Origin of the sequence: Burkholderia sp. b14, from assembly GCF_900156195.1 — a bacterium.
In the GTDB taxonomy this organism is placed as follows: Bacteria; Pseudomonadota; Gammaproteobacteria; order Burkholderiales; family Burkholderiaceae; genus Mycetohabitans.
In genome coordinates this window covers 159,857-185,844 of record NZ_FTPJ01000001.1, presented here as the reverse complement: position 1 = coordinate 185,844, position 25,988 = coordinate 159,857, and the positions used below count along the sequence as shown (strand labels likewise).

The 25,988-nt window shown below is 57.3% G+C and carries 21 protein-coding genes and 1 pseudogene; 10 read left to right on the top strand and 12 right to left on the bottom strand.

The genetic code is table 11. The annotated features are described in order from the left end of the window. Window positions 1-189: 189 nt before the first annotated feature. From B0B13_RS01035 to B0B13_RS01010, 5 genes and pseudogenes are all read right to left on the bottom strand, one after another. A complete protein-coding gene (locus tag B0B13_RS01035) occupies window positions 190-486 on the bottom strand; it encodes a type II toxin-antitoxin system PemK/MazF family toxin (RefSeq protein ID WP_237574081.1) in 297 nt (98 codons plus the stop codon). A 5-nt stretch (window positions 487-491) separates the two neighbouring features. Continuing rightward, window positions 492-710 carry an antitoxin MazE family protein gene (locus B0B13_RS01030; RefSeq protein WP_076793892.1) on the bottom strand — a complete coding sequence of 73 codons (219 nt, stop codon included), beginning with the start codon at window positions 708-710 and terminating at the stop codon, window positions 492-494. 216 nt (window positions 711-926) lie between these two features. Beyond that, on the bottom strand, window positions 927-2,957 hold the full coding sequence (locus B0B13_RS01025; RefSeq protein ID WP_286137194.1) for a TAL effector repeat-containing protein: 2,031 nt from the start codon (window positions 2,955-2,957) through the stop codon (window positions 927-929). A 335-nt stretch (window positions 2,958-3,292) separates the two neighbouring features. Then, window positions 3,293-3,636, bottom strand: a pseudogene (locus B0B13_RS18815) (IS5/IS1182 family transposase); the annotation flags it as partial. Window positions 3,637-3,642: 6 nt separating this feature from the next. Next, a protein-coding gene (locus tag B0B13_RS01010; protein WP_139337242.1) for an IS5 family transposase occupies window positions 3,643-4,448 on the bottom strand; the annotation gives its coding sequence in 2 pieces (ribosomal slippage) (window positions 3,643-4,118 and window positions 4,118-4,448; 807 coding nt in all). Window positions 4,449-5,038: 590 nt separating this feature from the next. Here B0B13_RS01010 and B0B13_RS01000 point away from each other — a divergent pair. From B0B13_RS01000 to B0B13_RS00990, 3 genes are all read left to right on the top strand, one after another. Next, window positions 5,039-6,640, top strand: coding sequence for a hypothetical protein (locus B0B13_RS01000; RefSeq protein ID WP_076793886.1), 1,602 nt, complete (start codon window positions 5,039-5,041; stop codon window positions 6,638-6,640). A gap of 462 nt (window positions 6,641-7,102) precedes the next feature. After that, window positions 7,103-8,701, top strand: a complete 1,599-nt coding sequence (locus B0B13_RS00995; RefSeq protein WP_076793946.1) for a hypothetical protein — start codon at window positions 7,103-7,105, stop codon at window positions 8,699-8,701. Between the two features lie 456 nt (window positions 8,702-9,157). Next, window positions 9,158-10,756, top strand: a complete 1,599-nt coding sequence (locus tag B0B13_RS00990; protein ID WP_076793885.1) for a hypothetical protein — start codon at window positions 9,158-9,160, stop codon at window positions 10,754-10,756. Window positions 10,757-10,849: 93 nt separating this feature from the next. Here B0B13_RS00990 and B0B13_RS00985 read toward each other — a convergent pair whose 3' ends face one another. From B0B13_RS00985 to imuA, 5 genes are all read right to left on the bottom strand, one after another. Beyond that, window positions 10,850-11,500: a hypothetical protein gene (locus B0B13_RS00985; protein ID WP_237573800.1), complete on the bottom strand. Its 651-nt coding sequence runs from the start codon at window positions 11,498-11,500 to the stop codon at window positions 10,850-10,852. A 274-nt stretch (window positions 11,501-11,774) separates the two neighbouring features. Further along, window positions 11,775-13,502, bottom strand: coding sequence for a TAL effector repeat-containing protein (locus B0B13_RS00980; RefSeq protein WP_076793882.1), 1,728 nt, complete (start codon window positions 13,500-13,502; stop codon window positions 11,775-11,777). A gap of 365 nt (window positions 13,503-13,867) precedes the next feature. Then, window positions 13,868-17,014, bottom strand: a complete 3,147-nt coding sequence (locus B0B13_RS00970) for an error-prone DNA polymerase (RefSeq protein ID WP_076793878.1) — start codon at window positions 17,012-17,014, stop codon at window positions 13,868-13,870. Window positions 17,015-17,018: 4 nt separating this feature from the next. Continuing rightward, on the bottom strand, window positions 17,019-18,485 hold the full coding sequence (locus B0B13_RS00965) for a Y-family DNA polymerase (protein WP_076793877.1): 1,467 nt from the start codon (window positions 18,483-18,485) through the stop codon (window positions 17,019-17,021). Further along, window positions 18,412-19,125, bottom strand: a complete 714-nt coding sequence (imuA, locus tag B0B13_RS00960) for a translesion DNA synthesis-associated protein ImuA (protein ID WP_076793875.1) — start codon at window positions 19,123-19,125, stop codon at window positions 18,412-18,414. Before imuA ends, B0B13_RS00965 begins: the two co-directional genes overlap by 74 nt. 277 nt (window positions 19,126-19,402) lie before the next feature. Here imuA and B0B13_RS00955 point away from each other — a divergent pair, with 277 nt between their 5' ends. The 3 genes from B0B13_RS00955 to B0B13_RS00945 all read left to right on the top strand — a co-directional run bounded on the left by B0B13_RS00955 (window position 19,403) and on the right by B0B13_RS00945 (window position 22,397). Continuing rightward, the gene (locus B0B13_RS00955) at window positions 19,403-19,609 is read left to right on the top strand and encodes a hypothetical protein (protein WP_076793874.1); all 207 of its coding nucleotides are present in this window, start codon (window positions 19,403-19,405) and stop codon (window positions 19,607-19,609) included. A 351-nt stretch (window positions 19,610-19,960) separates the two neighbouring features. Then, a complete protein-coding gene (locus tag B0B13_RS18135; RefSeq protein ID WP_076793872.1) occupies window positions 19,961-21,316 on the top strand; it encodes a hypothetical protein in 1,356 nt (451 codons plus the stop codon). 406 nt (window positions 21,317-21,722) lie between these two features. Next, window positions 21,723-22,397 (top strand): hypothetical protein, encoded by a 675-nt coding sequence (locus B0B13_RS00945; protein WP_237574116.1) that lies wholly within the window; start codon window positions 21,723-21,725, stop codon window positions 22,395-22,397. Window positions 22,398-22,810: 413 nt separating this feature from the next. Here B0B13_RS00945 and B0B13_RS19885 read toward each other — a convergent pair whose 3' ends face one another. After that, entirely contained in the window at window positions 22,811-23,251 is a 441-nt protein-coding gene (locus B0B13_RS19885; RefSeq protein WP_212667333.1) for a hypothetical protein, read from the bottom strand. Beyond that, window positions 23,244-23,402, bottom strand: a complete 159-nt coding sequence (locus tag B0B13_RS18595) for a hypothetical protein (protein ID WP_212667332.1) — start codon at window positions 23,400-23,402, stop codon at window positions 23,244-23,246. Before B0B13_RS18595 ends, B0B13_RS19885 begins: the two co-directional genes overlap by 8 nt. A 276-nt stretch (window positions 23,403-23,678) precedes the next feature. Between B0B13_RS18595 and B0B13_RS00930 the strand changes: the two genes are divergently transcribed. The 4 genes from B0B13_RS00930 (at window position 23,679) to B0B13_RS00905 (ending at window position 25,971) form a co-directional block, all read left to right on the top strand. Then, window positions 23,679-23,876 (top strand): hypothetical protein, encoded by a 198-nt coding sequence (locus tag B0B13_RS00930; protein ID WP_076793866.1) that lies wholly within the window; start codon window positions 23,679-23,681, stop codon window positions 23,874-23,876. Between the two features lie 290 nt (window positions 23,877-24,166). Then, window positions 24,167-24,439: a type II toxin-antitoxin system Phd/YefM family antitoxin gene (locus B0B13_RS00925; protein ID WP_139337255.1), complete on the top strand. Its 273-nt coding sequence runs from the start codon at window positions 24,167-24,169 to the stop codon at window positions 24,437-24,439. Beyond that, complete coding sequence (locus tag B0B13_RS00920; protein WP_076793862.1) at window positions 24,439-24,852, top strand: putative toxin-antitoxin system toxin component, PIN family; 414 nt, start codon at window positions 24,439-24,441, stop codon at window positions 24,850-24,852. Before B0B13_RS00925 ends, B0B13_RS00920 begins: the two co-directional genes overlap by 1 nt. Window positions 24,853-25,165: 313 nt before the next feature. Then, a protein-coding gene (locus B0B13_RS00905) for an IS5 family transposase (protein ID WP_139337254.1) occupies window positions 25,166-25,971 on the top strand; the annotation gives its coding sequence in 2 pieces (ribosomal slippage) (window positions 25,166-25,496 and window positions 25,496-25,971; 807 coding nt in all). The last annotated feature ends 17 nt before the right edge of the window (window positions 25,972-25,988 follow it).

Genomic DNA, 25,988 nt, shown 5'->3' with positions numbered 1-25,988 from the left:
CTGCCTCTTGCAATTCCCACAATACCTTTTCAGCTTCCCAGCCTTGCTGCATAAGCCTGGACGGATTGTTCAGGTCCGACTACGTAACGCCTACTCGCCGCTTGTGCACGAGGGCGTGAGCGAAGAGGTCGAGGTGCGCGTGTTCGAGAACTGCTGGCGCGGCAGGCACGCCGCCAACTCCTCAAACGCTTACTTAGCGATACCCAAGAAGACTGCCAAGCAACGCTCTACCTCCAGCAATGCGTGCATATTAATGCGCCCGAACGTTGGTCCGACCTTGCCCCGCTTCACGGTTATGGCGTTGTCCACCATCACTTGTGAGGGCTTCTGCAAACCGTTCTCAGCGCTGGGTTGGATCGTGATGCTCAGCAATGGTGCGGCAACAAGCGTACTCGTTACCGGTAGCACGGTCACGGTGGCGTGCTCGTCGAATTGGTTGGCCTGAATTACCAAAGCAGATCTGGGTTTGCCAAAATCGCCTTGCATGCGCCTCATTCTGTCCAGCCATTCACATCCGCCACAGTATCATCGACAAATTGCTGCATATCCGGGTCGGCCATGTCCGCCTGGGCGACAAGCTGAGACTGGCGACGGCATTCTTGCGCAAAGTCGGGGCGACGTGTATCTGGCATCCAGATTTGTATCGGGTGAAGTCCTACCTTACGCAGTGCGTCACGGTGTTTTTGAACGCGTGAGTTTACATGAACCATACTGATCTCTTTTTGTTACATGTAACTTTTTATGATTGTTATCCGTCACATGCAACCTCACTTATGCCGGCGAGTGTGGCGGCTACAACCTGGCGGGTGACGCAATGCGGCCCGAGCGCCCGTGTTCAGCCGACTGAAGTTCAGCGCCTTACTCACGCGCACGGCAACGGGCAACCATGTGGCCACCGTGGCACCACCAGCACGCCCTGCGCCTTGTCACGGGCCTTCAATGCTGGTAACGCCGTCTCTATTGCCGCCCAGCAAAGGGGCCACCATCTTTCGTATTCGACCGGCTCCGCCTCGGCGCGCGGCCACCTGTACGATCTCCTCGTTGGAGCGTCCTGCCTGTATGAGCACCGGCCCATATTTGAGCACCGCTTTCAACGCCTGGGCGCCGCCATTGCTCGCAATCTCCACGATATCGATTAGACTCAAGTCACGTTGCCGCAGTGTCGGCCCATGCTCAAGCACTACCTTCAATGCCTGAGCGCCGCCGATATTGCCCGCCATTTTGACGATATCGGTCAGAGTAAAGCCGCGCTCATCCAGTGTTGGCCCATGCTCGAGCACTGCCTTCAGCGCCTGAGCCCCGCCATTATTGCCCGCCATTTTGACGATATCGGTCAGAGTAAAGCCGCGCTCATCCAGTGTTGGCCCATGCTCGAGCACTGCCTTCAGCGCCTGAGCGCCACCATTATTGCCCGCCATTTTGACGATATCGGTCAGAGTAAAGCCGCGCTCGCCCAGTGTTGGCCCATGCTTGAGCACCGCTTGTAGTGCTTGCGCCCCACCGCCATTGGCCGCGATTTTGACGATATCCGCTCGACTGAAACCGCGCTGTCGCAGGGTTGGGCCAAGCTTGATCACTGCGTTCAGCGCCTGGGCGCTGCCACCGTTGCTCGCCATTTTGACGATGTCAGCCTGACGGAAGTCACGCTCGCGAAGCGTCGGCTCAAGCACAAGCACCGCCTGCAGTGCCTGTGCCCCGCCACTATTGCTCGCCATTTTGACAATATCGGGTTGGCTAAAACTGCGCTCGCGAAGCGCTGGCTCAAGCTCAAGCACCGCTTGCAGTGCCTGTGCCCCGCCGTTATTGCCTGCGATTTTGACAATATCGGTCGGATTGAAGCCGCGCTCGCGAAACGCTGGCTCAAGCTCAAGCCCTGCCTGCAATGCCTGCGCCCCGCCGCTATTGCCCGCCATTTTGACAATATCGGGTTGGCTAAAACCGCGCTCGCGAAACGCTGGCTCAAGCTCAAGCACCGCCTGCAGTGCCTGTGCCCCGCCGATATTGCCTGCGATTTTGACAATATCGGTCGGATTGAAGCCGCGCTCGCGAAACGCTGGATCAAGCTCAAGCCCTGCCTGCAATGCCTGCGCGCCACCGTCATTGCCCGCCATTTTGACAATATCGGGTTGGCTAAAACCGCGCTCGCGAAGCGCTGGCTCAAGCTCAAGCACCGCTTGCAGTGCCTGCGCGCCACCGTCATTGCCTGCGATTTTGACAATATCGGTCGGATTGAAGCCGCGCTTGCGAAGCGTCGGCTCAAGTTCAAGCACCGTATGCAGTGCCTGCGCGCCACCGCCCGCGATTTTAACGATATCAACCCGGCTGAAGCCACGTTTGCCTAGCGTCGGCCCAGCGTCACGCACTGAATACAGCGACTGTGCCCCACCGCCATTGCCCGCGATTCTGACGATATCCGCTCGGTTGAAGCTGCGCTCGCGAAACGTCGACTCAAGCTCAAGCACCGCCTGCAGTGCCTGTGCCCCACCGATATTGCCTGCGATTTTGACGATATCCGCTCGACTGAAACCGCGCTCGCGAAACGTCGGCTCAAGCTCAAGCACCGTATGCAGTGCCTGTGCCCCACCGATATTGCCTGCGATTTTGACGATATCCGCTCGACTGAAACCGCGTTCGCCAAGCGTTGGCTCAAGCTCAAGCACCGCCTGCAGCGCCTGTGCCCCGCCGCCATTGCCCGCGATTCTGACGATATCGCCCCGGCTGAAACCGCGTTTGCCAAGCGTCAGCCCACAGTCGAGCACCGCTTGCAACGCCTGGGCTGCGCAGTCATAGCTTGCAATTTTTAAGATATCAGCCCGACTCAGTACTTGAGCAAGCTCATCGTGCTGATTTGAGATAAACGCCAGGGTGGCACCACCACCATAATGTTTCTTAATCTTTATGCGTTCGAGTGCGCTGAGGTTAAGCCCGTTAGCCGATCGCTTGTCTTCTTGATGCATAAACGTCGCCGGCATGAGTCAAACCGACGCTGAACCATCGGAACACCGGCCCTTTCGCACGAGCGAGCGCGCACTGGTTTGCGTGACCTCGTCCGCATCAAGATCGACAAAAGATTGGGCATGGTTGGTAAGCTGATCCCAAACACCTGGCCACCTATCCATTTCAAGCACTCCGTGCCATTGACAGACACGTACTTTGAATGGCAAGGCAAACGCGTTGCGCTCAACAGCGAACACTTCACCTACTGGGCGAAGCGGACTACCTGACAATGAGCGTGAGCGCTCAACATGGCGAAGAGGGGCAAGTTATTTGAGCCGCAACCACCCAATGGCTGGCTCGAAGTCTTGACAGCGTGGGCACGCTTGGCCGCTTCGAGCGCCTCGGCGAGCAATTCTTCAACGCTGGCTGTGTGCAGTCGCTTGCATCAGCGCGTCAGGCTCGACGGATCGATTGGCAGCTTAGTCTACATGTACGTCTTGCCGGTGAATACTTGCTACTACGTTTTCTCCAGCCATCGCCAGAGCGACGAGTCGAGGGCGTGCTGCAAATACAGCCGCGCCGCGATCAAGCGCGGCAAGCTTGTCTGTCGGCCTCGGTGCGGCACGAACTCGCATGCATCGCCGCGCTCAACCGATCCCAGCGGATCAGCTCGGCAAGGCAAATCAACGGATGCTTTAAGAGTCGCTAACACAAGTCGTCCACGAAACGTGAACAGATAACGGCAGCGGCCAAGCGGAGCAAGGCGATATGAATGTCCAGACGCCGCTCAAAGCGGATGCGCAGCTTACCAAAACCGGCAAACCAGGCGTGCGTGCGCTCAACTACCCAGCGATGCCGTCCGAGCCGCTCGCGCTTTTCTACGCCTCGACGGGCGATGCGTGCAGTGATTGCGCGTTGCTTCAGATAGCGTCGGCAGCGGGCAAAGTCGTAGCCCTTGTCCGCATGCAGTTTGCTCGGACGTTTGCGCGGCGAACCGCTCAAGCCCGGCACGGCTGGGAGGGTATCGAGGGTGCGCTCGAACACCATCGAATCATGTCGGTTGGCACCCGTGACTGTGATCGCCAAGGGAACGCCCCGGGCATCTACGACCAGATGCCGTTTGCTCCCGAGTTTGCCCCGGTTCGTCGGGTTGGGGCCGGTTTCCTGGCCCCCCGGGGGCTGGCAACGCTGGCCGCATCCAGGCTCGCTCGCTCCCAATCAATCTGGTCATGTTCACGCAACCGGCAAAGCATCGCCAGATGCAGCCTGCTCCACACGCCTGCGGCCTGCCAGTCGCGCAATCGGCGCCAGCATGTCATGCCGCTGCCAAAGCCGAGCTCCTGCGGCAAGTCTTCCCATGGAACGCCTGTATGCAGGACATACAGAATACCGTTCAATGCCGCCCGGTCGTCAACAGTGCGCCGACGCCCGCCTTTCGGTGAGGGCGTGAATGCTGGAATCAACGGCTCCAGCACCGCCCACAATTCATTGCTGATTTTGCGTCTTGCCATGACCTTAGAATACGCGCCTTACGGCCTGACGTCCAGGTTGCGTTAGCGACTCTAAGTGAATCTGCTCGCGCAGTAGTTGGCAAAAGAAACCGCTGCGACTTCGCGGCCTTGCCTATGTCTTCCCAAGAATGTTCAGGGCCGACGACTGACACCGCTTATGAACAGAATTGTGCCGCAGTCGTCTAGGCAATGCCCTTGTGGGCGTTTAGGCGTTAGATGGTGGGTTGGTCGTGTTCGACGATGCTGCTTGTTTTGTCGCCCTGGATATGCGCGCACCGCTTGGCGTTAGCGCTTGCTGCACGGCCAAATTCACGTCCAGCAAGTAGCACAAGGCTTCGATACCGTGGCAACAGCCATCAGGCAAGCCGTTTTTATCTCCATACAGCCGCGCCTACCGGACCTTGGCGAGTCTTCGATTCTATCCTATTGTGTTGATGCGACAAAGCCATTAAAAACGACTTTTTACATACCTGATCAGCAATGGTTCGGAAAACCGATCACCCGTGCGTTATATAGTCGGCGCACTCCTACTCGCATCCGCCGAGGGGCAGTGCGAACTTAGGCTTTCTTCCACTCTTGATACGCTCAACATGGATTTCAATACTACGCCCCCGCCGAACCCGCACAACGTCGCCATCTATGCATCCATCGATTCGCACAAGAGCGGTGCTGGCAACCCGCCCTCAAGCGGTTTCTTCAGCGCCGGGGGCTCCAATACGGCTCAGCGGCAGGCGTCAGCCCATTCTTCTGGCGTCGCGCCTATGGAGCGCGTTAACGCGTTTCTAAAAAAGACGTTGCGTGAAAAGGACGGCCCGAGGGAGGTTCGAATAGGACCGTTGCGTGAGCTGTTGGATGAGCTAAATAGAGACGTTGCGGATCCAAACATCCTATTGGCAGCACTAGACAGGCTGACCATGTCCGGAATTAATAAATTTCCTCGCGCTGAGCAGACAGAAGCATTTACGCACATCTTTGCTGAGGTGCTAAAAATCCCGAACAGTAAGGCGCTGCAGGACAAGATGATTCATCATTTTGAAGCTGACTATAATGTGGTGAGCACCACGGGGCTGGGGTCCTATCATATTGTACCGGCTGAGTCGATGATTGCAGTGTTCGATGAAATCCTCAGCCGCACGATCGCTAGCCCATTGGAAGAGCGGCGCAAGATATTGCCACTCCTCGCGGTGCAACTGGACTCTTCTCATTGGACCGGGGAGCAGTCGTGGGTGGCCGTTCACGGCAGACCATATAACCCGAGGCCCGAATTGACGACGCGATTTGATCGGTTGCTGAACGAAATAGCGCGGTTGGATGACCTCGGACGGGCGGCATTAAGCACGGACCTCGCCAACCAATTGTTTTTGCTTCATTGTCTGGACCGAAGCTTGGTGCTGGAGCGGCATCGGCGCTTGCTTAACTACGTCGAAGCGCTTCCTGAGAAGCTTCAATCAGCGCCCCGCAAGGCGCTGGGTCGTGCGATTCGATGGCTGCCTGAACATACACGCCTTGCTACCTACGAATCTATGCTCGAAGCAGCCAAGCGGTTGTCGATAGGCAAAGGCGAGGCATTGGCGGGATTACCCGAAGCGCTGGCCGGCTTAACCGCTGTCGAACAAAACCGAAGGCTACAACAGTGGAAGTACGAAATCCTGCCCGTGTTGGACCTACGCGATCAGGAGCCGATCATTGCAGGATTGATCGCTGCATTTGGCAACTTGGCCGAAGGGAACAATCCCGAATTTGCGTTGGCGCTGGCACTCGATACCTTTGACCGAACGTCCGGTGGCCAGAGCATGGATAAAGACCGATTTAGTGATATAATTTTAGAAATTCGTTGTAACTCAAAGCACACGTACTCTCCCGAGACGCTGGGACGTATCCTCGATCTGAGTAACGGTATTCCACCGTCCACACGTGAAAGGCTTCTCCTTCACCTCGAAGGATGGCTAGACTTTAAATTTTTTGAAAAGACGTTAGGCAAGCAGGAACAGCTATTTTTGCCGATACAGGCTCGCATCCGCGATGAACGAGCCAAATTGGCGCCTGAACCACTATTTAACTTTGACCCTGACCCGTCACCGGTGACATGGTGGGAAGATCCCGACCGACGGAAGGCAGCTAGTCACGCAGATGACGAGCGTCGTCGGCGACCCATCTTCGATTGGATCAAGGCGCGGCTAGGCCGGCGATGAGATAACGTGCATCTGGCGAGGCGAATAGAAAAGACTGTTATAGCCTCACTATCACTATGTGACTCGTCTATTATTTGCTTTACGGCACTACGCCAAATCGCGCTTCAGATTGTCACTTTTCTGTTCCGAAAATTATAGTTTTGATGGGCCAGGTTAGCGCCGCCCTTTCCAAATAACAAAATCACGTCCAGCAAGTAGCACAAGGCTTCGATACCGTGGCAACAGCCATCAGACAAGCCGTTTTTATCTCCATACAGCCACGCCCACAGGAACTTAGCGGGTCTTCGATTCTATCCTATTGTGTTGATGCGACAAAGCCATTGAAAACGACTTTGTACATACCTGATCAGTAACGGTTCGGAAAACCGTTCATCCATGCGTTATATAGTCGGCGCACTCCTACTCGCATCCGCCGAGGGGCAGTGCGAACTTAGGCTTTCTTCCACTCTTGATACGCTCAGCATGGATTTCAATACCACGCCACCGCCAAACGCTCACAATGCCGCCATCTATGCGTCCATCGATTCGCACAAGAGCGGTGCTGGCAACCCGCCCTCAAGCGGTTTCTTCAGCGCCGGGGACTCCAATACGGCTCAGCGGCAGGCGTCAGGCCATTCTTCTGGCATCGCGCCTATGGAACGCGTTCAAGCGTTCTTAAAGACGTTGCGTGATAAGGACGTCGAGAGGGAAGTTCGAATAGGCGCGTTACGTGAGCTGTTGGACGGGCTGCACAGGGACGTGACAGATCCGAACACCCTATTGCAAGCATTAGACAGGCTAGCCATGTCTGGCATTAGTGAGCTGCCCTTAAATGCGCAAACCGAAGCGTTCGCGCATATCTTTGCCGAAGTACTGAAAGTCCCGAACAGTAAGACGCTGCAAGACAAGATGGTTCGCCATTTCGAAGGAGACTATCGCCGACTGAGCATATGGGGGCTGGGCTCATATCATGTTGTTCCTGCTGAGTCAATGATCGCAGTGTTCGATGAAATCCTCAGCCGCACGATCGAGAGTCCCTTGGAGCAGCGACGCGAGATACTACCTTTCCTTGCACTGCAACTGGATGCTTCTCATTGGAGCGGAGAGCAGTCATGGGTGGCCGCCCCTGGGCGGCCCTATAACCCGAGGCCCGAGTTGACAACGCGGTTCGATCGACTACTAAACGAAATGACACGGCTGGACGACATCGGACAGGCGAAATTGAGCACCCGACTTGCGAGTCAGTTGTTCATGCTTCATTGTTTGGATCGTACCTTAGTGCTGAACCGATATCAGCGCTTACTCAGTTACGTCGAAGCGCTTCCTGAGCATCTTCAATCGACACCCCGCAAGGCGCTGGGTCGTGCGATTCGATGGCTGCCTGAACATACACGCCTTGCTACCTACGAATCTATGCTCGAAGCAGCCAAGCGGTTGTCGATAGGCAAAGGCGAGGCATTGGCGGGATTACCCGAAGCGCTGGCCGGCTTAACCGCTGTCGAACAAAACCGAAGGCTACAACAGTGGAAGTACGAAATCCTGCCCGTGTTGGACCTACGCGATCAGGAGCCGATCATTGCAGGATTGATCGCTGCATTTGGCAACTTGGCCGAAGGGAACAATCCCGAATTTGCGTTGGCGCTGGCACTCGATACCTTTGACCGAACGTCCGGTGGCCAGAGCATGGATAAAGACCGGTTCAACGACATCATTTTAGGGATTCGCGGTAACTCAACGCATACGTACTCTCCCGAGACGCTGGGACGTGTCCTCGATCTGAGTAGCGGTATTCCATCGTCCACACGAGAAAGGCTTCTTCTCGACCTTGAAGAGTGGCTAGATTGGAAGTTTTTTAACAAGGAGTTGGGCAAGCAGGAACAGCTATTTTTGCCGATACAGGCTCGCATCCGCGACGAACGCGCCAAATTTTCGCCTGAGCCGCTACTTAATCTTGACCCTGACCCATCACCGGTAACATGGTGGGAAGATCCCGACCGACGGAAGGCGACTGGTCATACAGATAGCGAGCGTCGTCGGCGACCCATCGTCGATTGGATTAAGGCACGGCTAGGCCGGCGATAATATAACGCCCATTTGGCGAAGTGTATGGAAAAGACTGGTGCAGCCTCACTATGTGACTCGTCTATTATTTGCTTTACGGCACTACGCCAAATCGCGCTTCAGATTGTCACTTTTCTGTTCCGAAAATTATAGTTTTGATGGGCCAGGTTAGCGCCGCCCTTTCCAGATAAAAAATCACGTCCAGCAAGTAGCACAAGGCTTCGGTACCGTAGCAACAGCCAGCAGGCAAGCCGTTTTTGTCCCCCGCACAGTCGCGCCTACCAGACCTTGGCGGTCTGCAATTCTATCCTAGTGTGTTGATGCGACAAAGCCATTGAAAACGACTTTGTACATACCTGATCAGCAACGATTCGGAAAACCGTTCACCCATGCGTTATATAGTCGGCGCACCCCTATTCGCATCCGCCCAGGTGGCAGTGCACCCTTACGCTTTCTTTCATTCTCGATACGCCCAGTATGGATTTCAATACTACGCCCCCGCCGAACGCTCACAATGCCGCCATCTATGCGTCCATCGACTCGCACAAGAGCGGTGCTGGCAACCCGCCCTCAAGCGTTTTCTTCAACGCCGGGGACTCCAATACGGCTCAGCGGCAGACGTCAGGCCATTCTTCTGGCATCGCGCCTATGGAACGCGTTAGCGCGTTCTTAAAGACACTGCGTGAGAAGAACGTCGAAATTGAGGTCCGCATAGGAGCGTTGCGTGAGCTGTTGGATGCGCTCAATAGCGACGTTGCGGATCCGAACATCCTATTGGCAGCACTAGACAGGCTGGCCATGTTTGGCATCAGTGGGCTTCCTTTTGAAGCACAAACGGAAGCATTTGCGCACATCTTTGCTGAGGTGGTGCAAATTCCGAACAGTAAGGCGCTGCAAGACAAGATGATTCATCATTTTGGACCTGACTATCATGTGGTGAGCACCGCGGGGCTGGGCTCCTATCATGTTGTGCCTGCTGAATCGATGATCGCAATGTTCGATGCAATTCTCGACCGCACGATCGCTAGCCCATTGGAAGAGCGGCGCAAGATACTGCCATTCCTCGCGCTGCAATTGGACTCTTCTCATTGGACCGGGTATCAGAATTGGGCAGCCGTTCACGGCAGACCCTACAACCCGAGGCCCGAGCTGACGACGCGATTCGATCGGCTGCTGAACGAAATGGCGCGGCTGGATGACCTCGGACGGGCAAAATTAAGCGCAGAACTCGCCCACCAGTTATTTCTGCTCCATTGTTTGGATCGATCCCTTGTACTAGAGCGGCATCGGCGCTTACTCAATTACGTTGAAGCGCTTCCCGAGGAGCTTCAAGCGACACCTCGCAAGGCGCTGGGTCGTGCGATCCGATGGCTGCCTGAGCACATACGTCTTGCTACCTACGAATCCATGCTTGAAGCAGCCAAGCGGTTGTTAATAGGTAAAGGCGAAGCGTTGGCAGGGTTGCCCGAAGCGATGGCCGGTTTGACCGCTGCCGAACAACACCGAAGACTGCAACAGTGGAAGTACGAAATCCTGCCGATGTTGAGCTCACCCGATCAGGAGCCGATCGTTGCAGGATTAATCGCTGCATTTGGCAACTTGGCCGAGGGGAACAATCCCGAATTTGCGCTGGCGCTGGCGCTTGATACCTTTGACAGGACGTCTGGCGGCAAAGGCATGGATAAAGAACGATTTAATGACATCATTCGAGGGATTCGCGGCAACTTGACCCACACGTACTCTCCCGAGACGCTGGGACGTGTCCTCGATTTGAGTAGCGGTATTCCATCGTCCACACGAGAAAGACTTCTTCTCGACCTTGAAGAGTGGCTAGATTGGAAGTTTTTCAACAAAACGTTGGGCAAGCAGGAACAGCTGTTTTTGCCGATACAGGCTCGCATCCGCGACGAACGCGCCAAATTGGCGCCTGAGCCGCTACTTAACCTTGACCCTGACCCATCACCGGTAACATGGTGGGAAGATCCCAACCGACGGAAGGCGGCTGGTCCCGCAGATAGCGAGCGCCGTCGGCGACCTATCGTCGATTGGATCAAGGCACGGCTGGGCCGGCGATGAAATAACGCTCATTTGGCGAGGCGTATGGGAAAGACTGATGCAGCGTGACCATGCGACTCGCCGATTAACGATCCACAACATTGCTGAAGAATTTTATAATTTATTTATCTCATCAAGTCTGATTTTTGCAAATTTTAGACTAGAATAAAAATCCCTTCTGATATTATTAATATCTCTTTTTATTCCATCATATTGGTTTTGTGATAGCCCCATCTTTTGTGTCGACATTTTATAGTGGAGCGACAAATTGTTTTCTTGCAGAATTTTTTTAATCTTCCATCTCGCTGATATGATATTATTGTCAATACTATCATAAACCTCTTTTGCTTCGCATTGCTGCCCTACCCGCGCCTCTAAGATATTATTTTTTATATTTTTGTAGCTATCATTCCGCAATTTTCCAACTGCACGCTCCACATTATCTAACCTACTTATAAAATCGTTGGCCTTCTCCATAAGAGCATCGCGCTTTTGGTCAGACACATTATTGGATTTCTGCCAAAAAGCACTGACTATTTTCTTGTCGCCAAAAATGTTTTTCCGCTGCGCATCGGCACCATTTATTGACATCCGGCTAGCACGAAAACCAGAATAAGCATCTTTTTTAGTGCCGCGCAAGTGCTGTAGACTCTGAAGAATAGGGCTCCGCAAATTTTGCGAGATAGCTTTGCTATTGATTTGCCTCGGCAAATCTCTAATGTTAGATAATGCCGCTATAACCCTACTGTGGCCAAGTATCTTCATTTGACAAAATCCCAATTTAGTTATTCAAAGAATAAAAAAATATATCGACTATAGCTAAGCAGTTTGCCAAATCAGAAAGACCGACCTGAAAAACGAAGCATGGTTGGCCTTGACGCATTCCTACTGCCTCGCTGAGGTTCGCCGATCTAGAAAGTGGTAGGATGCCCACTACTGCCTCGGGCCGCTAACGCGGCCCGCTTCCCTCGTTAGGTCATAAGATAACGACCGTTAACCATGCCGTCACGTGCTTTCAATGCTGCTGGTAACACCGCCTCTATTGCCGCCCCAGCAAGGGTGCCACCATCTTTCGTATTCGACCGGCTCCTCCTCGACGCGCGGCCACATTTACGATCTCCTCGTTGGAGCGTCCTGCCTGCATGAGCACCGGCCCATATTTGAGCACCGCTTTCAACGCCTGAGCGCCACCGATATTGCCTGCCATCTTCACAATGGCGGTTTGGCTGAAACCACGTTGCCGCAATGTCGGCCCATGCTCAAGCACCACCTTCAGCGCCTGAGCCCCGCCATTATTGCCCGCCATTTTGACGATATCGGTCAGAGTAAAGCCACGCTCGTCCAGTGTTGGCCCATGCTCGATCACTGCCTTCAGAGCCTGAGCGCCGCCGTTATTGCCTGCCATCTTCACAATGTCGGCTTGGCTGAAACCGCGCTGTCGCAGTGTGGGTCCATGCTTGATCACCGCGTTCAGCGCCTGAGCACTGCCACCGCTGCCCGCCATTTTGACGATGTCAGTCTGACGGAAGTCACACTCGCGAAGCATCGGCTCAAGCTCAAGCACTGCCTGCAATGCCTGTGCCCCGCCGATATTGCCCGCTATTTTGACAATATTGGATTGGCTGAAACCGCGCTCGCGAAACGCTGGCTCAAGCTCAAGCACTGCCTGCAATGCCTGCGCCCCGCCGATATTGCCCGCTATTTTGACAATATCGGGTTGGCTAAAACCGTGCTCGCGAAACGCTGGCTCAAGCTCAAGCACCGCCTGCAATGCCTGCGCCCCGCCGATATTGCCCGCCATTTTGACGATATCGCCCCGGCTGAAACCGCGCTCGCGAAAAGCTGGCTCAAGCTCAAGCCCTGCCTGCAATGCCTGCGCCCCGCCGATATTGCCCGCCATTTTGACGATATCGCCCCGGCTGAAACCGCGCTCGCGAAAAGCTGGCTCAAGCTCAAGCACCGCCTGCAGTGCCTGTGCCCCGCCGATATTGCCCGCCATTTTGACAATATCGGGTTGACAGAAACTGCGCTCGTGAAACGCTGGCTCAAGCTCAAGCACCGCCTGCAATGCCTGTGCCCCGCCGATATTGCCCGCCATTTTGACGATATCGCCCCGGCTGAAACCGCGTTCGCCGAGCGTCGGCTCAAGTTTAAACACCGTATGCAGTGCCTGCGCCCCACCGCCATTGCCCGCGATTTTGACGATATCCGCTCGGCTGAAACCACGTTTGCCTAGCGTTGGCCCAACGTCAAGCACCGAATACAGCGCCTGTGCCCCACCGCCATTGCCCGCGATTCTGACGATATCCGCTCGACTGAAGCCGTGCTCGCGAAGCGTCGGCTCAAGCTCAAGCACTGCAGGCAGTGCTTGCGCCCCACCGCCATTGCCCGCGATCTTAACGGTATCACCCCGGCTGAAGCCGCGTTCGCGAAACGTCGGCTCAAGCTCAAGCACCGCCTGCAGTGCCTGCGCCCCACCGCCATTGCCCGCGATTTTGACGATATCCGCTCGACTGAAGCCGCGTTTGCCAAGCATCGGCCCACAGTCGAGCACCGCTTGCAACGCCTGGGCTGCGCAGTCATAGCTTGCAATTTTTAAGATATCAGCCCGACTCAGTACTTGAGCAAGCTTATCGTGCTGATTTGAAATAAACTCCAGGGTGGCACTACCACCATAATGTTTCTCAATCTTTATGCGTTCGAGTGGGCTGAGGTTAAGCCGGGCACCAAACGGTTTATCTTTCTGATACACAGACGTCACCGGCATAGTCCCACTGACGTTAGGTCATTCGTACACCGACTCTCACGCATAAGTGAACCCGCACCGGTTTGCGCAGTATTGCCCGCCTCAAGTTCGTTCAAATAGCAAATGAGACTATCCCAAGCCACTGGCGACATAGCGTATTGCGCGTGATCGAAAATCAGCACCTTGAACGACATTCGCTGCGCGTTGTACGCGAGTGCGAACGCGCCACCGATCCGGCGAAGCACGGCATACTAGATAAAGAGTGAGGCGGCCCCAAACATGGTTGGTACGCGTGCCGATTGATGTTCCGATGCAGCCCGTGCGGGCTGACTGACGCAACGCTGCTTATGTTTGGCTACGGTAAAGCCTTTAACTAAGATGGGATGTCAACAAAAATTGCGGCTCGTTGTCGTCAGCGAACCGAGTAAATGCGACAGATCCACCAAACGCTGAGCGACTAAATGGGTCACCTGCCCGTGCCGTTGCCAGACGCCGTACACGGCAAGCAGCGACGCGCCGAGCGCTTCCTTGCGCTGACGCTCCAACAGCGACGGCCAGATAATCACGTTTGTGTGGCCGGTTTCGTCTTCGAGCGTCACGAACAGCACGCCGTTGGCGGTGCCCGGGCGCTGACGCACCGTCACCAGGCCGCACGCGCGCGCCAGTTGTCCATCGCGATAACCCTGCAGCGTCACCGCCGGCAGCAAGCGACGCCCAAGCAATTGCGCGCGCAGCAATGCAAGCGGATGGCGCCCAAGCGTCAGGCCGAGCGCGCGATAGTCGTGCGCGATCGCTTGCCCTTCCGTAAGCGACGCGAGCGCCGGTGTCGCGTCGTCGGTGCCAGCTGCACGGAGCAGGTCTCTGTCAGGCACCGCAGCGAGCGCGTGCCACAGCGCCGCGCGGCGATTGCCCGCGAGGCTCGCCAATGCGTTGGCGCCGGCCAACGCCTGCAGATCACGCCGCGTGAGCTGCGCGCGCCGCGCCAGATCCGCCACATCCATAAAGGGCCGCACCGCCCGCGCCAGTTCAATGCGCGCGGCCGCCTCCTCGGCCAAGCCGCGAATCAGCGACAGGCCCAGCCGCACCGGCGCCTCCAAGCCTTGCCCTTGCAGCGTGCTGTCCCAGTCGCTCACGGTCACGTCCACCGGCAGCACCTTAACGCCATGCCGGCGTGCGTCCTGCACCAGTTGTGACGGCGTATAGAAGCCCATCGGTTGGCTGTTGAGCAACGCGCACAGAAACGCACCCGGCGCATGGCATTTAAGCCACGCGCTCACGTACACGAGTAGCGCGAAGCTGGCCGCATGACTTTCCGGAAAGCCATATTCGCCAAAACCCCGGATCTGCGCGAAGATCGATTCGGCAAACGCCCGATCGTAGCCGCGCGCGACCATCCCGTACACGATGCGCTCGTAATAATGCTCAAGGCCGCCTTGACGGCGCCAAGCGGCCATCGCGCGGCGCAGCTGATCCGCTTCCCCGGCGGTAAAGCCGGCGGCCAGCATCGCCACTTGCATCACTTGCTCTTGAAAAATCGGCACCCCAAGCGTGCGCGCCAGCGCCGTTCGCATCGCGTCGCTCGGATATGTGACCGGCTCCACGCCTTCGCGCCGACGCAAATACGGGTGCACCATGCCGCCTTGCACCGGGCCGGGACGCACGATCGCCACCTCGATGACCAAGTCGTAAAAGCAGCGCGGGCGCAGGCGGGGCAACATGCTCATCTGCGCGCGCGATTCAATCTGAAACACGCCCACGGTGTCGGCGCGGCTTATCATCTCGTAGGTGGCTGCATCTTCGGCGGGAATATCGTGCAACTCAAACGGCTCACCGCGCTGGTGGGCAACGAGCGCCAGCGCGCGCCGAATCACCGACAGCATACCCAGCGCCAGGATATCGACTTTCAGCAGCCCCAGCGCATCAATGTCGTCTTTGTCCCATTGAATCACCGAGCGCTCGGGCATCGCTGCGGACTCAATTGGCACGAGCCGGCTGAGTTTGCCGCGGCTGATCACAAAGCCGCCGCTGTGCTGCGACAAGTGCCGAGGAAACCCGAGCAACGTGGTCGCCAGCGTTGCCCATTGCTCGATCGTCGGGGCGCGCGGATCCAATCCCGCGTCTTCGAAACGCTTGAGCAACTCGGTGCTGCTGTCGAACCAGTGGTGCGATTTCGCGACGCGATCGATGATCAGCGGATCGATGCCCAGTGCTTTGCCCGCGTCGCGTAGCGCGCTGCGCGGCCGGTAGGTGGTGACCGCCGCGGTGAGTGCCGCGCGCTCGCGCCCATATTTACGGTACAGATACTGGATGACTTCTTCGCGGCGTTGGTGCTCAAAGTCGATGTCGATGTCCGGCGGCTCATTGCGCTCACGACTCACGAAGCGCTCAAAGAGCAGATTCGAGCGCGCCGGATCCACTTCGGTGATACCGAGGCAATAGCACACGGCAGAATTGGCGGCCGAGCCCCGGCCTTGGCAGAGAATGCCTTCGCTGCGCGCAAAATGCACGATGTCGTACACGGTCAAAAAGTACGGCTCGTAGCGCAATGTCGCAATCAGCGCCAGTTCATGCTCAAGCTGCTGCTGCACTGCCGTCGGTATGCCGTTTGGAAAGCGCCGATGCGCGCCCAGATAGGTTTGCTCACGCAAATATGTCGTTGCCGTATGGCCGTCGGGAACCAGCTCTTTCGGGTATTCGTAGCGCAGTTCATCCAGTGAGAAGGCGCATTGGCGGGCCAGGTGAACGGTGGCCTCCAGCGTATCGCGCGGATACAGATGGGCTAGCCGCAGTCGTGCCCGCAAGTGCTGCTGGGCATTGGGCGCCAGCTGGTAGCCGCATGCCGACACGCTCTGACCGAGCCGGATCGCGGTGACCACATCTTGCAGCGGCTTGCGCGAGCGCACGTGCATACGCACCGCGCCGGTGGCCACCACCCGCACACCATATCGAGCCGCCACGCGTTGCACGAGCGCGCGGTGCAGATCGTCCATCGCCTGCGCATGCAACGTGAGCGCAACGGCCACGCGTGAGCCAAACTGTTGCACGGCCCACGCCAGTTGCGCGGCAAGTTGCGGCTGCTGCGCCGGATAGTCCGGATGAACGATCACCCAACAGTCTGGCAACGCAGACAGATGCCGATAAGCTGCGTCAGCGTGAGCAAGGTCATCGCACGACAACCGATACGTGCCTTTGTCGCCACGCAGGCGACCAAGCGTGATGAACTCGCACAGATTGCCATAGCCGTCGCGATTCATAGCCAGCGCACTCAACGCCACGGCGGGGGCACCGTGGCCCTGCGCTAAGCGAAACTGCGCGCCTACGATCAGCGGCAAACCCACCTTTTTCGCCTCCCGATGCGCGCGCACGACTCCGGCCACCGAGCACTCGTCGGTGATCGCGAGCGCCGTGTAACCGAGCTGCGCGGCACGGGCGACCAATTCCTCGGGATGAGATGCGCCGTACAGGAATGAAAAATTCGACGCGCATTGCAATTCCGCATACTCGGGCAGCAAACGCTCTTTTGGCGTCTCCATCGGGTTAGCCGAACAAGCCGTGCAAGAACCAGCGCAGCGTGCTGGGCTCGCGCGCGCCGATCCGCTCGCAGTAGACCCAGTAGTACACTGGCTCGTCAGACTGCGCGACGTAATAGTCGCGCACGAGCGCTTGCCGTTCATGCCAGCCCGCTTCAATGCGCTCGGCGGGCGACACCAGACGCAGCGGCGTGCCATAGAACGGCCGATGGTCTCGCACCATCAGCTCAATAGGCTCCTTCAGTAACCAGATGGGACGTGGCAACGCGGGCAGCTCACCTGCCGTCTGGCGCCGCACATCGAGGGGCACCCAATGCGCGGCCACTTCCGGGCGGTGATCGGCAAGCGGCTGCGCATAAAGCACGTTCTCGCGGCCCAAGCGCGCGATCAATAACTCAAGCAGTTTCGCATGCTCGGTCGGTGTGCCACCCGGCTCGGGAAAGAGCGTGTCACTGTGCGGCTGCGCGGCGCGCACTTCTTGGACGAGCAGCCGCAACGCGATGACCGGCGCAACGAGCGGGGTGCGCGCAAGCCGCTCTTTGATCAGCCGCACCAGGTGCGCATCGTGCCACGTCGGCTCGGCCAGCGCGATGTCCAGCACGCTGGGCGCGAGCGGCGCTCGGCCACGCTCGTGCTCCAGTTTCACCGTCAGACGCACCACTGCCAACTGCTGCGCGATCAGCCAACCGGACATCTGCACGAGCAGTCGGCGTGCAGCAAACAGCAGCGCGTCAGCCTGTTCAATGCGATCGGGCAACTCGACACGTGCCTCGAACTGCAGTGGCACCTGCAGCCACACATACCCGTCGGGCGCGCGCCCGCGCGCGCGGTCGAGCGCCTCGAGCAGGGCCGTGCCGCACCGTTTGTTCAGGCCCGCCCGTGGCAGACGGCACACGTCGGCAATCGTGTGGCAGCCTAAGCCGTCGAACCAATCAGCGTAGCGTCGTGCGGGCGGCAGTACGTTCAGCGGCCGAAGCCCAAGCACACGTTCCAACGATTCAAATGACAGCGCATAGCCGCCACCGGAGCGCGCTAGCAGCCAGGCGGCGTAGCCGGTGGGCGCGACGGCCCACTGCGCCGACACGCCCAGTGCGTCAATGCGTGCACGCGCATCGCGGCGCAGCGCCCGAATACCCCGAAAAAGCCGCAGGCTCGCGGTCACGTCCAACATCACGCACGCCTCATCGGCCACCACGACATGCGGGGTAAAGCGCAGCATCGCTACGCCAACGCTGTGCTGGAGCGCCGCTTCGCGTAGCCGATCGCGCTCGTACAAGCGCACGTGCGGTGCAAGCGCCAGCACCCCGCCACGACGCATGCCGGCGCGAATACCCAGCGCGCGTGCAATCTCATCGCAATGCGCGACGCAGTCTTGCTCCAGTACCACGCACCCGCGCATATCAGGCGAGCACCCACGCGGACGAAACACTTCGAGTAGCAGATAAGGCAAATGCACGCCGATCCACACGGCCATGGCAACTCAATAAAACGGGAGAAGGAATGAGCGTGACATGCAGGGGCACGTCGTGTGTCGGACCACGACGCTTGGCGAGCGTCACGTGCACGCCTGCACGGGCGGGCTTGAGCGCCACGCGCAGCGGCGCGGGCGACGCATGGCGCGACGCGCACAGCGGCCGCAGCAAGAAAAAAAGCGCCGCGCCACGTTGCGCGGCCAGATGCAGCCGGCGCAGCACGTCGGCGGACACGCTGGCTAACCAAAGCAGTACGGCGCCGCATGAGCCGGTGCGCAGTGCCTGCTCGGCCGCCCAACACGCATCGGCCGTTTTCCGCGCGCGCAGCACGCACCAGTGGGCACTGTCCAGGCCCCAATAGTGCAGCGCCAACGGTTGCATGGTGTGCGGTGGATTGATTAACACGACGGCACGCGGTTGCAGCGTGTGCAGCGCCGGCGCAAGCAAGCGCAACTCGCCAATACCGGGCTGCGCGATAAGCAGTTCAATCAGCGCGCCTTGCGGCCAGCCGCCACCGGGCAACTCGGCATTGAGCGTGGCGTAGCCGGTATTGATGCAGCGCTCGACCGCGCGTGCCAGTTCAGCGCCCCGCCACAGCGTCGGATGCAGCGACTGAGGCGAAAAAGGCAAGGCTTGACCCATGATGAAGGAAATACTGTATGCATATACAGGTATACTATATCGATAGAAGATACTTTTTATCTGGCACGAATTAATAAGACGACCGACATCACACAAGCCATGGCGTGGGGCGTTAGAGGAAGGCGTCATAGAGGGCGCAACGCGTCAGACACGCTACAGTGTCGCGGTGGTTCACCCAGCATGCGAGCCGTGAACGCCGCCGTGCGATGCCATCGCCGTCTACTTGCTAAGCTAATGAACGATGGTCGTGGCTTGCTAACGAGAACGAGGCGGATGAATGACTGAAGTGCGTCAAGAACCGAGCATAACGCTCAATGGGACACACCTGACCACCGGGCAAGCGATGACGGTGCGCGTTGCGCTGCAAGCGTTTGGCGCGCTGCTGTCAGAGCCGTACCCACTGGGGCGAGATGAGCACAATCTGGCACTGACCGAGCTATACCGAGCTCGGCTTCGCGAGATCGTACAGTTGCTGCAAGAATAGGCGAGCGGAAACTTGCCACAGGGCGACTGCCCTCTTCCCCATCGAATCGGCGTTCGCCACGGTTGAAGAATCTCAGGTGTACGACCGCTGGTTTCGCGCCAAGACCTAAGCATCGCTGGTCGACACGCACTCAACCATGCCAGCAATGCGTGACCAAGCTGGCTAACCGTGTTTGCTATCAAGCAGTAAAGTGGCAAAAAATGAATGAGGTATGCATTAAGATATTGAATGTATGGGCCACAATGTAACTCATAATCGAGGAGGACCCCACCATGTCTACAGACGCTGTTGTGCGTGCCCGCATCGACTTCGTATTGCGCCATTTCTTTTTATCGACTGCCGAGCCTACAGATGGACTTTGATCTGCATGCCGCTTTGAACGACTACCAAGCCTACATGTGTGCGTTGGAGGCGTGCCCGCAGCCTGCTGCGTCGGCGCCCCCGCCGCCACTGAGACCAGCAGGCGGTGGGCTGGCGAACCCGTCGGCCAGCCGGCCCACGACATATCATGACCTGCCGCGCGAACTGATTGAGCGGATCGGTGACTACGTGCCCATTCAAGACGTAGGAAACTTTTCAGCGGTCGATCGTCGTACGTATCATGCGATGCGAAGTCGGCGCGTAGTCTACCGCTACTGGCAACGAGCCAACCAAGCCGTGAGCCTCGCGTCAGTCAACCAGCTGCTCAGTGAGATGGGTAGCACGCTCGCCGATCCGGCGCAGCACGTCGAGCCGCTTGAGGCGCTGCGCCAGCGGTTGGAAGCGTTGCCATATCGCGAGCAGGGCGAAGCCTTTAAGCGCATGTACGCGGCGGCGCAGCGCATTCCGAAGGATGGCGTGCAGATACAAAAAGCGCTGTTGTTGCACTCATTGCGCGATTTTCATTGGAGCCATCGGGATGAATTATTCGACTTCGCTTACGCGATGGCGCAGCGGCGTGCGCCCGAAGAAGATAATGTTTGGACGGAACTCGCTGACAGTTTGAGATTCTTGTTGTTTGGCTCAGCTGAGTTTGTCGAGCGTTATCAGGCGCTCGTAGCTCGGCTTGCGTCCTTAAGGATGTCCGAGCAAGCGGAGTTGATCCCAGTATTGTGTCGGCGAATGGTTCACTTTGGGGGAAGCGACGACCGCCTCCCTGGGCTGTATGCGGTGTTACGCGAACAAGCATTGCAGCTGCCGCCCTCTCATCAAGGCGCACCGGTTGGCATGTTAGCCAGTGCCATATGGGTTTTGCCGTACGCGGAGCGGCTCGCCCAGTACACGCAGCTGCGTGATGTGGCGCTGTCGCTGCCTGACGAGCAGTTGGGCGCTGCGCTACGCTATCTTCTAGAGGGGGTGACAGATTTACCGAGCGAGCATTACGCACACGAACTGCAATTACTGGAACCGGCATTGCTTCGCGTACTGCCAGCGCAGCGTGCGCAGGCCGCACTCGGCCTATTCATGTATACCCACAAACTGGACGATGCACTGGCAAAGTGGGTCTGGCAGCGGGGGTTGAGCCTACTGAATGGCGCGAGCGAAGCTACCGTATGCGATGTGCTTAGCAGACTTCGAGCGCAGGGTGCGATAAGTAACTTAGACGATCATCAATGGAATATGGCGGTGGTTGAAATCACCCGCTTTATGGAAGCCAACCAGTTCTCCGAGCCGGCCCGGGCGCGATTCCAGGACAGCGTGCCTTGGCTCAGAAGTCTGCCACATTAACTATATTAACCAGTGGCTGAACCCGCATGCTTCGTTTATCCGGGGGATCCTTCGCAAGTCGGACAGGGTGATGTCAGTTCACCGTCTATCTTCAAGTGGTGACACCATCCTAGGATTCACCATGGACCACCGGATACCTCTCTCTTCCATTAATGTAGGCGCCAGCACATCATCCGCGCCACCCAGCATTTCACAGCGCTCAACGGCTCCTTTGCAGGGAACCCCTCGCTCTACGCCTTCGGCGCTCTCGGGACTATGTTGTCTAAGCCGAAGCTCAAGCACTGAGTCCAATGGGTCTGTCTCAGCGGAAGAGACTCAGGGACAATCGATCGGTCAGTCAGTGCTCTCTGGGATGCACAGTTGTATAACGAGTTGCTTGCCGAGTTTGGGACCGAATCTCTCCAACTTGACCCCAGAACAGCGCAGCGAGTATTACTGCAATCAGGCAGCGGACTATGCCAGGCGTTCCGCAGCACGCGATTCGAATGGTAACCTCCTGCATAAAAAAGAAAATGAAGATTTGACGAGTAAAGGCAACATATGTTGGGATGCGGTCAAGGACTGTGCGTTTAAATCAGGAGCTATTCCTAAAAATAGGTATAAATTGGTGAATGCTAAAACAGATTTGATTGCATCGTCCGATACACGGATAAAGAATGCCAATGAATTGAGAAACGTGCCACCTGGACACACCCTAGGCTTCTTCGAAGCCGAAGTAGACAAATTAACCGAGTCCGCTCGCATAGCAACCAAGCCTTTCCACGTTATGCTTACCACGGGTGATAATAAAGCCGCCGGACATAAAAATGGATGCATTGAAATCGGTAGTCCTGTCGGCTGGGAAGAGCTTGATTTAAGTCAGCTGAAATGGCATAAAGGCTACTGTATCGCTAGCCCGGGGGCAAAGGGTAAAGAGTTTGACTTAAGCCAACTGGCTACGAAAAATGGACACTTTGTACTTCCCGACCCTAATAATAATAAAAAAGAGGTGTATTACAAAGCTTTTGTCGTCACCCATCGGCCCATCAGCGAAGCCGGCAAGCAACCGAGCAACGAGGCTTCGACCTCGGCGCAAGTGTGATAATCGAGCGGCGCTGGCGGCCACTCACGGCAAGCTGCATGGCTTACCGTGCAACACAGGTGCCTATCTTGGTGGAAGTGCTAATTGGAAAGTCCGGCTGACGCCCCAGACTTTGTTCCGTAAAGCCGAAAAGACCCAGACGGACTAAAGGTTTACAGGCTACGCCCCAAACTCGATTGAGATCCAGAGAAGGATGGAATCCACTAGACTGCGCGAGCGACCGATACGCCCGACCACAGAAGCAGGCATGGGAAAACGGTCACTCGATAGCATCGTCCGCGTTCGGCCCGGCCTCCTACCCTGCCCTTGTCTCCATCTCGAGCGTGGCCACGATAGCGACGATCCAATCTTCCGAGGCGTAATCAAGACAGTTCTTGCATGTCGGTTGCCAGTGACCAGGGCACGCGCCCGGCTTAAGTGAAGAGCGTTGCCTGCGGCGCCACTTGCTTGTCTGTGTGTAGTACACGACGCTCAAGAAAACGCTTGATCGCATATTCGATCGCTAGCGCATCGCACTGAATCTTGACAATTTGGCGGCCTCGGCGACCGCGTAGCGTGCCGTGGCCATTCGCCCACTGCGTCACAACGCAACTCGTGGTCTGCTTGCAGTCGTGGAAGATCAATGTGCCAAGCACCCTGCCCCGCGCGAGTGCCAGTCTTGCCTCGGCCGCTTGTCGACGCTCGCGCAGCACGCACCAGTGGGCGCTGTCCAGGCCCCAATAGTGCAGCGCCAACGGTTGCATGGTGTGCGGTGGATTGATTAACACGACGGCACGCGGTTGCAGCGTGCGCAGCGCCGGCGCGAGCAAGCGCAACTCGCCGATACCAGGCTGCGCGATAAGCAGTTCAATCAAGCGCGCCTTGCGGCCAGCCGCCACCGGGCAACTCGGCATTGAGCGTGGCGTAGCCAGTATCGATGCGGCACTCGTTCGCGCGCGCAAGTTCAGCGCCCCCCCACAGCGTCGGGTGCAGTGACTGGGGCGAAAAGGGCAAAGCTTGATCCATGGAAAACGAAATACTGTATGGATATACAGATATACTATATCGATAGAAGACGCTTTTTATCTGGCACGAATTAATAAATCGACCGATATCGCACAGCCTATGGCGTGAGGTGTTACGGAAAAGCGTCATGGGGGCACAACGCATCAAAGGCGCTATAGTGTCATGGTGGTTCGCCACGCATGTGAGCCGTGAACGCAGACCGCGCGGTGCTAACGCTGTCTACTTGTTAAGCTAAGAACAATGGTCGTGGTTTACCAACGAGGACGAAGCTGACGGATGACTCAAGAACCGAGCATAACGCTCAATGGGACACATCTGACCACCGGGCAAGCGATGACGGTGCGCGTTGCGCTGCAAACGTTCGGCGCGCTGCTGTCAGAGCCTTACCCACTGGGGCGAGATGAGCGCAACCTGGCATTGACCGAGCTATATCGAGATCGGCTTCGTGAAATTGTGCAGCTGCTGCAGACGTAAGCCACTGAAAAGCGGCTGTCGAGTCACCGATGAGCCAAAACGCGCAGTCAGTCGGTCGATGATGCTCGCTCTCGCCGTGGCGGATTAGGCTTTGACGAGCATCACGTTCGTTCACCATGGGCCAAGTCTTGCCTTTTTGGCACCGTCACTGCAACCCACCCTGTTCACTATTTCGCAGCGTAATCGCCTTGGCTCACTCGCCGAGGCGATGGTGACTGATTCAAAGCTAGACACCATACTTATTTTTGACCATAATGATCATTATGGTCAATGTAGCAATGGAGGGTGCGATGATTACCGAAGTCAATGCCGTGAATTTCCGACAAAATTTGGGCGAAATGCTCAATCAGGTACAGTATCGCAACGACAGTATCGTGATCAATAAGGACGGCAAGCCAGTCGCAGCGCTCGTCGACGCCGAATTATTCGCCCGCATCCGGCGTATGCAGGACCGCTTCGATGCGCTTAGCAGCCGAATCGCCGAAGCCTATGCCGGCGTGCCGGTTCAGGAAGGTCAGGCGGAGATCGATGCCGCAGTGGCCGCTGAGCGGAAGCGGTGCTGATGGCTGGCTTACGTGTTGTGCTTGATACCAACGTGCTGGTATCGGGCTTGGCTTACCCGAGCAGTGTGCCTGGGCGCATCGTTGCGGCTTGGCGCCAAGGCGGGTTGGAGGTGGCACTATCGCACTACATCTTAGACGAGATGGTCCGGGTTCTACCGCGGTTGCCTAGGGTAGGCATGACACCGGCGCAAATTCGCGACCTAGCCGATAGTTTTATGTTATTGGCCGATGTAGTCGAGCCAGAAGACACACAGGACGCAAGTTTGCGTGATTCCGCTGATCAGCCTGTATTACTTACGCTGCTGGCAGCGAAAGCGCAGTATCTCATTACGGGGGACAAAGATTTGTTGGCGCTGGCGGATCGATATCCCATCGTCACGCCGGCGGATTTTTGGAGGCGCCATGGGACCTAATTGAAATCGGCTGGTGATGCAAATTCTAGAACGCACGACCTGTAGCTACCTTTTATGCCGACAGTCAAACGGAGCACCGTATCCTTCGTAAAAGAGGTATTCGTATTGAAATGGGGCAGATTTCGTCTCGCTCGATCAGCCGCGCCAGCGTTGATATGTCAGCGCCGTAGTTTTTCGGCTCATGTATTGGTTCGACACGCTCGCGCGGTGCCTTCGGGGATGCCGCCCAAAAAGCTATCGGATAAAAACTGCCGGCACTAAGAGTCGCCAACGCAACCTGAACGTCAGGCCGTAATGCGCGTATTCTAAGGTCATGGCAAGACGCAAAATCAGCAATGAATTATGGGCGGTGCTGGAGCCGTTGATTCCAGCGTTCACGCCCTCACCCAAAGGCGGGCGTCGGCGCACTGTTGACGACCGGGCGGCATTGAACGGCATCGTGTATGTCTTACATACAGGGATTGCATGGGAAGACTTGCCGCAGGAGCTTGGTTTTGGCAGCGGCATGACAGGCTGGCGACGATTGCGCGACTGGCAGGTCGCAGGTGTGTGGAGTAGGCTGCATCTGGCGATGCTTTGCCGGTTGCGTGAACATGACCAGATTGATTGGGAGCGAGCGAGCCTGGATGCGGCCAGCGTTGCCAGCCCCCGGGGGGCCAAGAAACCGGCCCCAACCCGACGAACCGGGGCAAACTCAGGAGCAAACGGCATCTGGTCGTAGATGCCCGAGGCGTTTCCTTGGCGATCACAGTCACGGGTGCCAACCGGCATGATTCGATGACGTTCGAGCGCACTGTCGATACCCTCCCAGCCGTGCCGGGCTTGAGCGGTTCGCCGCGCAAACGCCCGAGCACACTGCATGCAGACAAGGGCTACGACTTTGCCCGCTGCCGACGCTATCTGAAGCAACGCGCGATCACTGAACGCATCGCCCGTCGCGGCGTAGAAAAGCGCGAGCGGCTCGGACGGCATCGTTGGGTAGTCGAGCGCACGCACGCCTGGTTTGCCGGTTTTGGTAAGCTGCGCATCCGCTTTGAGCGGCGTCTGGACATTCATATCGCCCTGCTCCGCTTGGCCGCTGCCGTTATCTGTTCGCGCTTCGTGGACGACTTGTGTTAGCGACTCTAATACTACAG

Bases quoted from the DNA above. Each gene is read 5' to 3' on its own strand.
- B0B13_RS01035 (WP_237574081.1), bottom strand. From the start codon at position 486: ATGCAAGGCGATTTTGGCAAACCCAGATCTGCTTTGGTAATTCAGGCC.
- B0B13_RS01030 (WP_076793892.1), bottom strand. From the start codon at position 710: ATGGTTCATGTAAACTCACGCGTTCAAAAACACCGTGACGCACTGCGT.
- B0B13_RS01025 (WP_286137194.1), bottom strand. From the start codon at position 2,957: ATGCATCAAGAAGACAAGCGATCGGCTAACGGGCTTAACCTCAGCGCA.
- B0B13_RS01000 (WP_076793886.1), top strand. From the start codon at position 5,039: ATGGATTTCAATACTACGCCCCCGCCGAACCCGCACAACGTCGCCATC.
- B0B13_RS00995 (WP_076793946.1), top strand. From the start codon at position 7,103: ATGGATTTCAATACCACGCCACCGCCAAACGCTCACAATGCCGCCATC.
- B0B13_RS00990 (WP_076793885.1), top strand. From the start codon at position 9,158: ATGGATTTCAATACTACGCCCCCGCCGAACGCTCACAATGCCGCCATC.
- B0B13_RS00985 (WP_237573800.1), bottom strand. From the start codon at position 11,500: ATGAAGATACTTGGCCACAGTAGGGTTATAGCGGCATTATCTAACATT.
- B0B13_RS00980 (WP_076793882.1), bottom strand. From the start codon at position 13,502: ATGCCGGTGACGTCTGTGTATCAGAAAGATAAACCGTTTGGTGCCCGG.
- B0B13_RS00970 (WP_076793878.1), bottom strand. From the start codon at position 17,014: ATGGAGACGCCAAAAGAGCGTTTGCTGCCCGAGTATGCGGAATTGCAA.
- B0B13_RS00965 (WP_076793877.1), bottom strand. From the start codon at position 18,485: ATGGCCGTGTGGATCGGCGTGCATTTGCCTTATCTGCTACTCGAAGTG.
- imuA (WP_076793875.1), bottom strand. From the start codon at position 19,125: ATGGGTCAAGCCTTGCCTTTTTCGCCTCAGTCGCTGCATCCGACGCTG.
- B0B13_RS00955 (WP_076793874.1), top strand. From the start codon at position 19,403: ATGACTGAAGTGCGTCAAGAACCGAGCATAACGCTCAATGGGACACAC.
- B0B13_RS18135 (WP_076793872.1), top strand. From the start codon at position 19,961: ATGGACTTTGATCTGCATGCCGCTTTGAACGACTACCAAGCCTACATG.
- B0B13_RS18595 (WP_212667332.1), bottom strand. From the start codon at position 23,402: ATGGATCAAGCTTTGCCCTTTTCGCCCCAGTCACTGCACCCGACGCTG.
- B0B13_RS00930 (WP_076793866.1), top strand. From the start codon at position 23,679: ATGACTCAAGAACCGAGCATAACGCTCAATGGGACACATCTGACCACC.
- B0B13_RS00925 (WP_139337255.1), top strand. From the start codon at position 24,167: ATGATTACCGAAGTCAATGCCGTGAATTTCCGACAAAATTTGGGCGAA.
- B0B13_RS00920 (WP_076793862.1), top strand. From the start codon at position 24,439: ATGGCTGGCTTACGTGTTGTGCTTGATACCAACGTGCTGGTATCGGGC.